11 protein-coding genes and 1 pseudogene are annotated in these 12,344 nt (G+C 73.9%); 5 read left to right on the top strand and 7 right to left on the bottom strand.

Annotated elements, in window-relative coordinates:
- Positions 1-13: 13 nt before the first annotated feature.
- Genes HALOF300_RS13690 through HALOF300_RS13680 form a run of 3 tightly spaced genes read right to left on the bottom strand, consistent with a single transcriptional unit; the run spans position 14 to position 4,308 of the window.
- Positions 14-1,531, bottom strand: a complete 1,518-nt coding sequence (locus HALOF300_RS13690) for a S1C family serine protease (RefSeq protein WP_231955371.1) — start codon at positions 1,529-1,531, stop codon at positions 14-16.
- Between the two features lie 33 nt (positions 1,532-1,564).
- The gene (gene menD, locus HALOF300_RS13685; RefSeq protein ID WP_156741492.1) at positions 1,565-3,319 is read right to left on the bottom strand and encodes a 2-succinyl-5-enolpyruvyl-6-hydroxy-3-cyclohexene-1-carboxylic-acid synthase; all 1,755 of its coding nucleotides are present in this window, start codon (positions 3,317-3,319) and stop codon (positions 1,565-1,567) included.
- On the bottom strand, positions 3,316-4,308 hold the full coding sequence (locus HALOF300_RS13680; protein ID WP_156741491.1) for an o-succinylbenzoate synthase: 993 nt from the start codon (positions 4,306-4,308) through the stop codon (positions 3,316-3,318). The genes menD and HALOF300_RS13680 overlap by 4 nt, the downstream gene beginning before the upstream one ends.
- 119 nt (positions 4,309-4,427) lie before the next feature.
- On the opposite strand from HALOF300_RS13680, the gene HALOF300_RS13675 reads away from it, so the two are divergent.
- A complete protein-coding gene (locus HALOF300_RS13675) occupies positions 4,428-5,378 on the top strand; it encodes a 1,4-dihydroxy-2-naphthoyl-CoA synthase (protein ID WP_156741490.1) in 951 nt (316 codons plus the stop codon).
- Between the two features lie 9 nt (positions 5,379-5,387).
- On the opposite strand, the gene HALOF300_RS13670 is transcribed toward HALOF300_RS13675, so the two are convergent.
- Positions 5,388-5,702, bottom strand: a complete 315-nt coding sequence (locus HALOF300_RS13670; RefSeq protein WP_156741489.1) for a hypothetical protein — start codon at positions 5,700-5,702, stop codon at positions 5,388-5,390.
- A 138-nt stretch (positions 5,703-5,840) separates the two neighbouring features.
- Between HALOF300_RS13670 and HALOF300_RS13665 the strand changes: the two genes are divergently transcribed.
- Positions 5,841-7,544 (top strand): cation:proton antiporter, encoded by a 1,704-nt coding sequence (locus HALOF300_RS13665; protein WP_156741488.1) that lies wholly within the window; start codon positions 5,841-5,843, stop codon positions 7,542-7,544.
- 30 nt (positions 7,545-7,574) lie between these two features.
- Here the strand turns inward: HALOF300_RS13665 and HALOF300_RS13660 are convergent, their stop codons facing one another.
- Both HALOF300_RS13660 and HALOF300_RS13655 read right to left on the bottom strand, forming a co-directional pair.
- On the bottom strand, positions 7,575-8,342 hold the full coding sequence (locus HALOF300_RS13660; protein WP_156741487.1) for an LLM class F420-dependent oxidoreductase: 768 nt from the start codon (positions 8,340-8,342) through the stop codon (positions 7,575-7,577).
- A 41-nt stretch (positions 8,343-8,383) separates the two neighbouring features.
- The gene (locus tag HALOF300_RS13655; protein WP_231955370.1) at positions 8,384-9,454 is read right to left on the bottom strand and encodes a DUF3048 domain-containing protein; all 1,071 of its coding nucleotides are present in this window, start codon (positions 9,452-9,454) and stop codon (positions 8,384-8,386) included.
- 57 nt (positions 9,455-9,511) lie between these two features.
- Between HALOF300_RS13655 and HALOF300_RS13650 the strand changes: the two genes are divergently transcribed.
- Positions 9,512-10,732 carry an AMP-binding protein gene (locus tag HALOF300_RS13650; protein WP_231955368.1) on the top strand — a complete coding sequence of 407 codons (1,221 nt, stop codon included), beginning with the start codon at positions 9,512-9,514 and terminating at the stop codon, positions 10,730-10,732.
- Between the two features lie 66 nt (positions 10,733-10,798).
- Positions 10,799-11,674, top strand: coding sequence for a 1,4-dihydroxy-2-naphthoate polyprenyltransferase (locus tag HALOF300_RS13645; protein WP_156741486.1), 876 nt, complete (start codon positions 10,799-10,801; stop codon positions 11,672-11,674).
- A gap of 132 nt (positions 11,675-11,806) precedes the next feature.
- Here HALOF300_RS13645 and HALOF300_RS27360 read toward each other — a convergent pair.
- Positions 11,807-11,983 (bottom strand): annotated as a pseudogene (locus tag HALOF300_RS27360) (DUF4229 domain-containing protein); the annotation flags it as partial.
- A gap of 22 nt (positions 11,984-12,005) precedes the next feature.
- On the opposite strand from HALOF300_RS27360, the gene HALOF300_RS13635 reads away from it, so the two are divergent.
- On the top strand, positions 12,006-12,344 hold a 339-nt coding region (locus tag HALOF300_RS13635), incomplete at its 3' end, for a PLDc N-terminal domain-containing protein (RefSeq protein WP_156741484.1).

The raw sequence follows: 12,344 nt of genomic DNA, 5'->3' as shown, positions 1-12,344 counted from the left end.
GTCCGAACCGGGCTCAGGAAGCCGCCTCCCGGCTGGCCAGGGTGGTCTCGACCTCGATCGAGTCACCGCCCCGGATCACGGTCAGGGTGACGGTGTCGCCGCTGTTGTAGGTGCGCACCCAACCGGTCAGCGACTCGGCGCCGCTGACCGCATGGTCGTCGATCTGTACGATGACGTCGCCCTCCTGCAGGCCGGCCTCCGCGGCCGGGGTGCCGTCGCCGACCTGGGCGACGGCGGCACCGGTCCGGGTGACGCCGTCGGCGGTCGCGGTGTCGTCCGTGAGGGACACGCCGAGGTAGGCGTGCTCGGCGGTGCCGTCTGCGATGAGCTGGTCGGCGACGTTCGTGGCGAGGTCGATCGGGATGGCGAAGCCGAGCCCGATGCTGCCCGAGGACTCGCTCAGGGTGGCGATCGAGGATGTGATGCCGATGACGCGACCGTTCGCGTCGAACAGTGGCCCGCCGGAGTTGCCGGGGTTGACCGCCGCGTCGATCTGGATGGCGTTCGTGACCACCGCGTCCTGCGCCTGCCCACCGCCGGTCGCGCTCACCGGGCGGTCGAGCGCGGAGATGATCCCGGTCGTGACGGTGCTGTCCAGACCGAGCGGGTTGCCGACGGCCATGACCGACTCCCCCACCGCGAGGTCGTCGGAGGTGCCGAGGGATGCTGCCTCGAGGTCGTCGGGCGCGTCGGTCAGCTCGATCACGGCCAGGTCCGTGGTCGGGTCGGTGCCGACGATCCTGGCCTCGAAGATCCGGCCGTCGGAGAGCGTCACGGTCAGGGACTGGGCGTCCGCGACGACGTGGTTGTTGGTCAGGATCAGCCCGGAGGAGTCGATGATGACCCCGGAGCCGGCGCCGCTGCCCGCGCTGGAGGAGAAGGTGATCGCGACGACGCTCGGCCGCACCTGGGCCGCCACGGCCTCCCAGTCCGGTGAACCGTCGGCCGAGACGGGCACGGTCACCGGCGCGTCGGCCTGGGTGAGGGTTCCGGTGGGCGAGGCGTTCTGGAGCAGCGCGGCGGTGCCACCGCTCGCGAGGCCGGCGGCCAGGACTGCGGCGGCCGTGATGGCGAGCCACGTCCGTGGCCGCTTCACCGTGGTGGCCGGGGCCGGCGGCGGGCTCTGCCAGCCGCCGCCCGGGCCGAACGTCGACGGCGGCGGCGTGGCCCCGGCGGACCCGTTGCCCTGAGAGGTGGTGTGCGGGCTCGCGGCGCCCTGGTAGGGCGCCTGGGTACCGGCGGCGCCCTGGTATGCCGGGCGTTGGTGCGCAGTGGGTGCCGGGCGCTGGTGCGCCATGGGAGCCCGGTGCGTCGGCGCCGCCGGTGCGGCGGTGTTGGATCCGGCGGCGCCACCGGTCGCGTTCGGGGTGTACGAGGCGGCGTAGGCGTAGGGGTGGGTGACGGCCTGGCCGGGACCGGCCTGGCCCGAGGTGGCCTGACCCGGAGCTGCCTGGTCCCCCGGCGTGGCCGGGGCCTGCGGACGTTCGCTGTTCGGGGTGGCCCAGCCCGGCGTCGGGTTCGGTGTGCTCATCGGATCCTCCAAAGAATCGGTGTGAGCACTACTTCAGTCGATGGACCTTGCGATCACCTCGACCTCTCCTGGGAGGTTCCTGGGAGTTCCTGCGCCATCCACGTCGGCGAGCGAGTCGGACACGGCGGCCCGGATCCGCTCGGTGAGCGCCAGCGCGCGGTCCCGGGCGGTGGCGCCGTCGAGCCGCACCTCCACCACGCTGCGCCCGGAGCCGGGCTCGGCGAGCACCGCCCCGAGCTCGGCGGCCGTGGCAACGAGGACGTGTCTGGCACCGAAGCCGGCTGCGAGCGCGGCGACGTCCAACCCCTGGGGGGTGGCGAACAGCCGGTCGAAGTCAGCACTGTGGTCCGGGGCACCGTGCTCGAGCGTGGCGAAGATGGAGCCGCCGTCGTCGTTCAGCACGATCACCTGCAGGTCCACCTCGGCCTCGAGCCGGCCACGGGCGAGGCCGCCGATGTCGTGCTGGAAGGTCAGGTCCCCGATCAGCGCGCACACCGGTCCGCCCGTCGCGAGGGCCAGCCCGGTTGCCGTGGAGATGGTGCCGTCGATGCCGGCCAGGCCGCGGTTGGCGAACACCCGGACGACTGGATCGCGCTGGCCCACCGGGCCGGCGAGGTCCGCGTCCCGGATCGCCATCGAGGAGCCGAGCACCACCGTGCCACCGGCGGCCAGCACGGCCCGGGCCACCCCCGGCCCGGCCAGGTCCTCCCCGGCGAGCGCTCGTTCCGCGGCCGTCGACGCGACGGCCCATCGGCCCGCCCACGCGCGCTCGTCGACGGTAATCTCGCCGGCCACGTCCACCGCGCCGTGGACCCCGGCGGCGGCGCCCGCCACATCCACCCAGTCCGGGCCGGGGCCGACCACGAACACCTGCACATCGGGGCGCGCCAGCAGCAGCGAGACCGGCCGGCTCAGCGTCGGCCGTCCGAACTGGACCACTCGCTCGATCCGCGGTCCGAGATCGGGGTCGGCCAGCAGCGTCCGGTAGGCGGTGACCGCCCCGGGCGCGTGCCGGGCGCCCGAGCCGGGCTCGGCGAGCACCGGCCAGCCACTCGCGGCGGCGAGCCGGACGGCCGAAGCACCTGCGCCGTCGCCGGCAACGATCACGGTCCGGGGGCCGCGGTCCAGGACCAGAGGCGCCGCCGGCGCCACCGCGGGGCCGACGTCGGTGTGGGTCGCCGGCGCCTCGCCCGGTAGCCAGTCGTCGGCGGGCGCGAGCGGGTCCCGGAACGCGACGTTCAGGTGCACCGGGCCGGGATGCCCCGAGCGCAGCCCGCGCGCCGCCGCGACGGCTCGCACCACCGCGGACCGGACCCCGCGCGTCGGCGCCGCGTCGTCGGCCGGGAGTTCGCCGTGCCAACGCACCGCGGAACCGAAGAGGCCCACCTGCTCGGTGGTCTGGTTCGCGCCCACGCCCCGCAGCTCGTGCGGGCGGTCGGCGGTGAGCACCACCAGCGGGGCGCCCGAGTGCGCCGCCTCGAGGACCGCCGGGTGCAGGTTCGCGACGGCCGTACCGGAGGTGGTCACCACCGCGGCCGGGCGGACCCGCGCGATGCCGAGGGCCACGAACGCGGCGCTGCGCTCGTCGATCCGGACGTGCAGGCGCAGCCAGCCGGCCCGCTCGGCAGCGTGCAGTGCGTAGGCGAGCGGGGCGCTGCGTGAGCCCGGGGCGAGCACCACGTCCCGGACCCCGGCGGCGACGAGTTCGGTCACCAGCGCGCGGGCGGCGGCCGCCGACGGCACCGGTGGGTCAATCGCGTCCGGGCCGGTCGCGGTCGTCGCACTCATCGGGATCCCTCCCCCACGGCCTCGGCCGACTCCGGAACGGGCAGACCGGCGAGCGCGGCCACGGTCTGCAGCCGGTCCAGCCAGCGGGCGGTGACCGCATCGTCGGCCAGGGTGGCGGCAAGCGCGACCGGGTCCGGTTCGGGGCGGCGCACCTCGATCCGGCCGTCGACCGGGAGCAGCGGGTCCGCGACCACGTCGGCGGCGAGCAGGTGGACGGTGGCGAGGCCGCAGGCGTGCTCGAGCGTGGGCAGCGCCGCGGCCAGGGCCAGCCCGGCCGCGATGCCGACGGACGTCTCCAGGGCTGAGGAGACCACGACTGGCAGGCCGACCTCCTCGGCGATCCGGATGGCCGCGCGGACCCCGCCGAGCGGCTGCACCTTCAGCACCACGACGTCCGCGGCCTCCGCGCGGACCACGGCCATCGGGTCCTCGGCGCGGCGGATGCTCTCGTCCGCGGCGATCGGCACGGAGCCCCGACGGCGCAGCGTGGCCAGGTCTGCGACGTCCGCGCACGGTTGTTCGGCGTACTCGAGGCCACCTGCTGCGCGGTCGAGTACGGCGAGCCGGTCGAGCGCGGTTTCCAGGTCCCAGGCCCCGTTCGCGTCGATCCGGATCCGCCCGCCCGGGCCGAGCGCGCCCCGGACCGCCTCGAGGCGGGCCTGCTCGTCCGCCACGGACTGGCCGGGCTCGGCGACCTTCACCTTCGCCGTCGTGCAACCGCCGGAGGCGGCCACGATCGCGGCCGCGCGGCCCGGCCCGACGGCGGGCACGGTGACGTTGACGGGGATGTGGGTGCGGACCGGCTCGGGCCAGCCGAGCGTGGCGGCCTCGTGCGCGGCCCGCCACCAGGCCGTCGACTCGGCGGCGTCGTAGTCCCAGAACGGGGAGAACTCGCCCCAGCCGGCCGGGCCGTGGATGAGCACGCCGTCTCGGACCTCCAGCCCGCGGAAACGGGTGCGCAGTGCCGTGGCGTAGACGCGGGGGTTCACCCGTTCAGGATAGGGGCCGGTGACCGGCGGACCGCGGGTGCCCGGACCGGGCGGGGCATCGATACCGGCAGCACACGTCGGCGGGAACGGCCGGGCGGGCGCCGCCCTAGAGTGTCAGCGTGACTGACTCCGCTCCCCTCCCCGCCAAGGTCTCCGACCTGTTCGACCCGCAGCACTGGCGCGAGGTCCCCGGCTTCGACCTCACCGATCTCACGTACCACCGCGGCGTGGACCGGACCGGTGACCAGCCACAGGATCTGCCCGTGGTCCGGATCGCGTTCGACCGGCCTGAGGTCCGCAACGCGTTCCGCCCACACACCGTCGACGAGCTGTACCGGGCCCTCGACCACGCCCGGATGAGTCCCGACGTCGCCGCCGTGCTGCTGACCGGCAACGGCCCGAGCCGCAAGGACGGCGGCTGGGCGTTCTGCTCCGGTGGCGACCAGCGGATCCGGGGCCGGGACGGGTACCGGTACGCCGAGGGTGAGCAGGCCACGACGATCGACCCGGCCCACGCCGGGCGCCTGCACATCCTCGAGGTGCAGCGACTGATGCGCACCATGCCCAAGCCGGTGATCGCCGTCGTCCCGGGTTGGGCCGCCGGCGGCGGGCACAGCCTGCACGTGGTCGCGGACCTGACGATCGCCTCGATCGAGCACGGAAGGTTCAAGCAGACCGACGCCGACGTCGCGTCGTTCGACGCCGGCTACGGCTCGGCGCTGCTCGCGCGTCAGGTGGGTGACAAGCGCGCCCGGGAGATCTTCTTCCTGGCCCGCGAATACTCCGCCGAGCAGGCGCAGGCGTGGGGCGCGATCAACGAGGCGGTCCCGCACGCGGAGCTCGAGGAGCGGGCGCTGGAGTGGGCGGCGATCATCGCCACGAAGTCGCCGCAGGCGATCCGGATGCTGAAGTTCGCGTTCAACATGGCCGACGACGGCCTGGCCGGGCAGCAGGTGTTCGCCGGCGAGGCCACCCGGTTGGCGTACATGACGGACGAGGCCGTCGAGGGCCGGGACGCGTTCCTGGAACGGCGTCCGCCGGACTGGTCAGGCTTTCCGCACTACTTCTGAACCGCCGTCTCAGCCGAGGAAGTACTCGGCGACGGCCCGCACGACCCAGCCGGCGGCGGCCGCGAGGCCGGTGAGCACGCCGAGCACCGCGAGCAGGGACAGCGTGGCGGGCAGCAGGGAGTCGCGGACCGGGCGGGGCTGCGTTGCGTCCGCACCGAACGCGGTCGACGGCGGCGCGTGCGTGCCGAGGCCCGGCTCGGCCCGGTCGGTGGTGCCGGCCCGGACGGCGGGCTCGGTCCGGACGGCGCGCGCCGGCCCGGCGACGCGGGAGCGCGCGGGTGCGGCGACGCGGACTGCGGCGGGTGCGGGACTGATCGTGGCCATGCCTCGATCCTGCTCGCCGAGCGCCCCGTGCACATCCGTCCGTGCGGGTGATCCGAGGTTGGCTCCATCCTCCCGGCGCCCGATGGTCTCGTCATCCCGAGGTCTGATGCGTCTGGGCCGACACCTTAGGTTTCTCACATGGAGTACGCACTCGGCGCCGTCGCAGCCCTGGTCACGATCGTGCTCGTGGCGAGATTCGCGCCGAAGCTCGGGGTGGCCGCACCGCTGATCCTGATCGTGGTGGGCACCCTGTTCAGCTTCGTACCGTTCGCGCCGTCGATCGAGGTGGACCCGGAGTGGATCCTGGTCGGGGTACTGCCACCGCTGCTGTACTCCGCGGCGGTGAACGTGCCGTTGATGGACTTCCGGCGCAACCTCAAGGCGATCACCGGGCTCTCCGTGGTGCTGGTGATCCTGAGCACCGCGGTCTCGGGGTACCTGCTCTACCTGATCTTCCCGGATCTGAACCTGGCGGCCGCCTTCGCGCTCGGGGCCGTGATCAGCCCACCGGACGCCGTGGCGGCCACGTCGATCGGTAAGCGGGTCGGCCTGCCCGGGCGGCTGGTCACCATGCTCGAGGGCGAGAGCCTGGTCAACGACGCGTCCGCGCTGGTACTGCTGCGGTCCGCGATCGCCGCCACCGCCGGGGCGGTCTCGTTCTGGGGCGTCGTCGGTGACTTCCTGTTCGCGGTCGTCGTTGCGATCGGGGTCGGGATCGTGATCGGCTTCGCGACGGTCGCGGTGCGCTCACACCTGGACAACCCGGTGCTGACCACGTCCATCTCGTTCGCGGTGCCGTTCATCGCCTACCTGCCGGCCGAGGAATTGGGCGCCTCCGGTGTGCTCAGCGTGGTGGTCGCCGGGCTCGTCACCGGGCACCGCAGCGCCACCAGGTTCACCGCCCAGGACCGGATCAGCGAGCGCCTGAACTGGCGCACCGTCCAGTTCATCCTGGAGAACGGTGTGTTCCTGCTGATCGGCACCGAGGTGGCCACCCTGGTGGCCGAGGTGGAGAACGACGATCTCGGGGTGGGCTCGGCGGTGCTGATCGGACTGCTCATGACAGTCGTCCTGATCGTTGTGCGGTTCGCGTTCATGGTGCCGCTGATCGGCATCCTGCGCCGGGACGCGCGCCGGGCGCGGGTGCGGGGCGTCTACCTCGACCAGGCGCTCGACCGGTTGCGTGACGTCCCCGCGCAAGACGCCCGGACCCGGGAGCGGGCGTCCCGGATCGGCCGGATGCTCGCGCGCCGGCGCGCGGACGTGGACTCCCTCACCGCGGAGGGCCTCGGCTGGCGCGGCGGCGTGGTACTGGGGTGGGCCGGGATGCGCGGCGTGGTCACCCTCGCCGCGGCCCAGACCCTGCCCCGGGACCTGCCCTACCGGCCGCAGCTCATCCTGGTTGCGGTCACCGTCGCGATCGCGACGCTGCTGCTGCAGGGCGGCACCCTGCCCGCCCTGGTCAGCCGGCTGGGGATCACCGGTGCCAGCGCGGAGCGTGAGCGCGCGGACCTCGCCGCCCTCCTCGACGAGATCAGCAGCACCGGACTGGCGACGGTCAGCGACACCGCTCTCGAGGGTGAGGAGCCGGTGGACCCCGCGATCCTCGAGCGGGTCCGCTCCGAGAGCGTGCTGCGTGCAGCCGCGGTCCGCGACACCGGGGAGGACGGCGGACCGCACGACGTGTATGTGCGGTTGCGCCGCCGCGTCATCGAGGCCGAGCGGGCCGCCCTGATCGAGGCTCGCTCGCTCGGGGTGCACCGGTCACGGTCCCTCACGGACGCCGAGCACCTGTTGGACCAGGAGGAGGCCCGGCTGTTCCGCCGCGACAGCAGGCACTGACCCGGCGCTGAGCCGGTGCTGAGCCGGACGTTACTGCGCGTCCCGCCAGGCCACCGCGTTGCGGACCTCGGTCAGGTCGTACTCTGGTCCGGAGACCCCGACCGTGAACAGGCGCACGCCTTCGGCCGCGTAGGCCGCGGCCCCGTCGGCGCCGGGCCATGACGTGGACCGGTCGATGACGTCGGGCTCCCGGCCCACGTCGGCGCAGTGCTGGGCCAGGATCGCGTTCTTGCGCCGCAGCGTCCCCAGGTCTGAGAACGAGTGCCAGATGTTGGCGTGCTCCGCCACCAGGCGCAGCGTCTTGCGCTCTCCGCCGCCGCCGATCAGGATCGGGATCTCACGCAGCGGGGCCGGGTTCAACTGCTCGAACCGGGACCGGATCCGGGGCAGGTACTCCTTGAGGAGTGCCAGCCGGCTGCCCGGGGTTCCGAACTCGTAGCCGTAGTTGTCGTAGTCCTTCTCGTTCCAGCCGGCGCCGATGCCGAGGATCAGCCGCCCGCCGCTGATGTGGTCCACGGTGCGCGCGATGTCCGCGAGCAGGTCCGGGTTGCGGTACCCGCCGCCGGTCACGAGGGCGCCGAGCTCGACCCGTTCGGTCTGCTCCGCCCAGGCCGCCAGCAGCGACCAGCACTCGAAGTGGTGACCATCGAGGTCACCGTTGAGCGGGTAGAAGTGGTCCCAGGTGAAGATGATGTCGACGCCGGCGTCCTCGGCGCGCAGCACCGCATCACGGATCAGGCCGTAGTCGGGGGCGTGCTGGGGTTGGAGTTGGGCCGCGATACGAACGGGTGTGGACACGTGGGCTCCCTGTTCTCGGGTTCGGTGCTAACAGCGGACGGTCAGTCGATGGAGATCGAAGCGTTCGAGGTCGGCAGCAGCTCGACCCACGTGTTTCCCGGGGCCAGCTCGATGACCGTGCCGTCGGCGGTGGTCAGGGTGACGGGCGAGGCCTCGTCGGGCTTGGTCCAGGTGCCGGTGATCGTCTGACCACCGGTGGCCACGACCGCCTCGCCGGAACCGACAACCACGGTCTCAGGCACGGCGGCGCCGCTCGGGTCCCGGTAGGCGGTTGTGACAACGTCGACGCGCAGCACCACGACGTTCACGGCGGTGAGCTGACCGGTGTCGGTGGTGGTCGCGGGGGCGCCGTCCTCGGTGCGCAGCCAGAGGGCCTGGTCGGCGTCCCAGGTCCAGCCCGGGTGCGCCTGCGGGAAGTTGACCGCGAGCGAGCCCGCCGGGGTCCCGGCCGTGGCCGCGGTCGCCCCCGCGGCGGTGCGGGCGAACGTGAACTGCGACGGCGGGGCGCCGAGCGCGGAGTCGGCCTGGTCGAGGAACTCCTGCGGGGTCCCGTACAGGTTGTGCGGGGCGACTCGGTCCGAGGACCGGTGGAAGCCTGCCTGGCCGCCGTCGTCACTGAGTACCTGCAGGCCCACGTCGCGCGCAGCCTGCACGAACGGGGCCAGCCCGCCGGAGAAGACCAGCAGCCCGCCGTAGGCGCCCGAGATTCCGGCGTCCATCGGACGCACCGACCGGACCGGCCCGACCCCGTCCGGGATCGTCGAGTGGTACACCGCGTTGAACCGGGTGACGCCGCCCTCGACCATCTGCTCCCAGACCACGTCCGCCGCCTGCAGGCCGGTCTGCGGCCGCGCGGCGTTCGAGTTCTCGATCTTGATCGACATCGCGGGCCGCGCGGCCGGCTCGCCGGCAACGCCCGTCAGCGGCCACACGATCACCGCCGCAGGCTCCGGCGGAGCGGCCTTGTCGACGATCACCTCCGGTGGGACCTCGACGATCTCGGTGGCCCCGTCCTGGGGGTCCTGCCCGGAACATCCTGCGACCACGAGCAACGCGGCAACGATCGCGAAGACGGTCCGGTGCCGGCGTCCGGCTCTGGTCGCGTTCAACATCGCGGCCCACTCTAGCCCCAGCGGCAGGCACGTCCATCTGCCTCCTAGGCTGGGGCAGTGACCGAGTCGCCCGAGTCCCCCGCCCCCAGCAAACCGGGCCCCGTCGCGGAGTCCGACGATCTGCCGGTGCCCCCGCCACACGAGTTGCTGGCAGCGCTCGCCGACGCCCTCGACGGCACCGGCCCGGCGGTCGCGACCACCCCGGCAGGTGCCGCCGCACGCGACCGGGCCCGGACGGGCACCGCGGTCATCCTGACGACCTCGGGCTCGACGAGCGGCGTCGGACGCCCGGTCGCGCTCGGCGCGGCCGCGCTGCGGGCCAGCGCGACCGCCACCGAGGCGCGTCTGGCCGGTCCGGGCCAGTGGCTGCTGGCCCTGCCCACCGACCATGTGGCGGGCCTGCAGGTGCTGATCCGCTCTGTCCTGGCCGGGACCACGCCGGTCGCCATGCGACCCGGCCGGTTCACCCCGGCCGCGCTGACCGCCGCGCTGCGCGCGATGCGCAGCGACGTGCCCCGGTACCTCTCCCTGGTCCCGACCCAGCTGGTCCGGGTCCTGGCCGACGGCGGGACATCCGTCGACCTGCTGCGCACCTGCGCCGCGGTGCTCGTGGGCGGTGCGGCCACCGCCGGGCCGGTGCTGACCGCCGCCCGGGAGGCAGGCATCCCGGTGGTGACGACCTACGGCATGACTGAGACCTGCGGCGGCTGCGTCTACGACGGCGTCCCACTCGACGGCGTGGACGTACATCTGGACGAGGATGCCCGGATCCACCTCGCCGGGCCGGTGCTTGCGAACGGGTACCTCGACGACGGCCCCGATCCGTTCGTGATGATCGACGGCCGCCGGTGGCTGCGCACCGGGGACGCGGGCGCCATCGACGCCGCAACGCTGACCGTGCTCGGCCGCGTGGACGACGTCCTCGTCACCGGGGGCGTCAACGTGCACCCGGCCGCGGTGGAGCGCGCCCTCGCCGCGTTGGACGCGGTCGCCGAGGTCGCCGTGGTGGGCGTCCCGGACGTGGAGTGGGGCGAGTCGGTCACAGCCGTCGTGGTCCCCCGGCCCGGGGCCGCCCCGCCCGACCTGACCGCCGTCCGGGCTGCCGTCGGCGGCGGCCCGGGGGCGCCGCGTGCCCTGCTCGTGCAAGGGTCGCTGCCGTTGCGCGGGCCGGGGAAGGTGGACCGACTGGCCCTGGTGGCGAGCGCCGCGGCGGACCTCGCGGCAGGCCTCGGCGAACGGCACGGCGGCACGGACCCTGCGGACCACGAACAGCCCTGACGTCGCGGCCCGATATCCTCACTTGCGCGCCCCGCCCGGGGCCGGTCCCACGTGAACGGAGTCCGCATGCCCTCGGTGACTGACTGGCTCGAGGGGGCGCGGCTGCGCACCCTCCCGGCGGCGGTCGCACCGGTCCTCGCCGGCACCGGGGCGGCCGCGTTCGTAGGCTCGGCCTCCGCCGTGCGCGCCCTGCTCGCGGCCGGGGTGGCGCTGGCCCTGCAGGTGGGCGTGAACTTCGCCAATGACTATTCCGATGGCATCCGCGGCACCGACGACGTCCGGGTCGGGCCACAGCGGCTGACGGCGTCCGGCGCGGTCCCGCCGAAGCGGGTCAAGGCCGCCGCCTTCGCCGCGTTCGGGGTCTCGGGCCTGTTCGGGCTGGCCCTGTGCGTCGTGTCCGGCGTCTGGTGGCTGCTCCTCGTCGGGGTGGTCTGCGTGGTGGCTGCCTGGTTCTACACCGGCGGGCGCTCCCCGTACGGGTACCGGGGCCTCGGCGAGGTGGCCGTGTTCGTGTTCTTCGGGCTCGTCGCCACTCTCGGCACCACCTATTCGCAGGCGCTTCGGATCACCGGCCCAGCCGTGCTCGGCGCCGTCGGGATCGGCCTGCTCGCCTGCGCGCTCCTGATGGCCAACAACATCCGCGACATCCCCACCGACGCCGGCGTCGGCAAGCTCACCCTGGCCGTCCGGCTCGGCGAGCGGCGAGCCCGGGGCGCCTACGTGGCGATGCTCGTGACCGCGCTGCTCACGGGGCTCGCCGTGACCGCGTGGACCCCGTGGGCGCTACTTCTCCTGCTGCTGGCTCCGGTGGTGATGGTCCTCGCGCGCCGGGTCCTCGGTGGTGCCACCGGGCGCGACCTGATCATCGTGCTCAAGAACACCGGCCTCCTCGAGCTCGCGTTCGGGTTCGTCCTCGGCGGCGCCCTCCTGCTCGCCGCCTGACGGCGTCCGCTCGGCGCCAGCCGGGCGGGGCTCCGCGAGGTCCGCACCGGCGATCGAGTCTGCCTCGGCGTCCTCGTCCGCGGCCTCCTCGGCCAGGGCCTTGGAGAACCGGTCCCCGTCGGCCCGCCGGGCCGCCATGGACTCGGCCGCGCGCCGACGCGGCACCTCCAGGAGCACGTAGGACAGGCCCGCCCCCAGCAGCACCGCACCGAGCACGAGGAGCCAGCTGCGCAGCCCGAGCAGGTACAGCACGGCACCGGCGCCGACCACCAGCACGATCCGGAGCACGCTGTAGATGAGGAGAGCCATGGACTCAGCGTAGGCTCTGGGAATGAGGTTCCTGCTCGTCCTGGCCATCATCGGTCTCATGACCTACGCGATCCTCGATGTCGCACGTACCGAGGACCCCCGGCGACGCCTCGGGCTGCCTGCGTGGCTGTGGGTGGCCGTGATCATCGTCACCCTCGGGGTCGGCGCCCTCATCTGGCTGATCGCGTCCCGGCTCCCCATCGCGACCGGCGGTTCCACCGACGGTGGCGCCGGTGACCATCCGGGTCCCCGGACACCGCGACGCCCAGCCCGACCGGTCGCGCCCGATGACGACCCCGAGTTCCTGGCCGGGCTGAACCGCCCCACCCCGCCCGAGGTGACGAAGGCTCCCGAGCCACCG

Source organism: Occultella aeris (genome assembly GCF_902703175.1).
Lineage (GTDB): Bacteria > Actinomycetota > Actinomycetes > Actinomycetales > Beutenbergiaceae > Occultella > Occultella aeris.
Note: the sequence above shows the minus strand (reverse complement) of the source record. Positions and strands in the feature narration are given on the sequence as shown.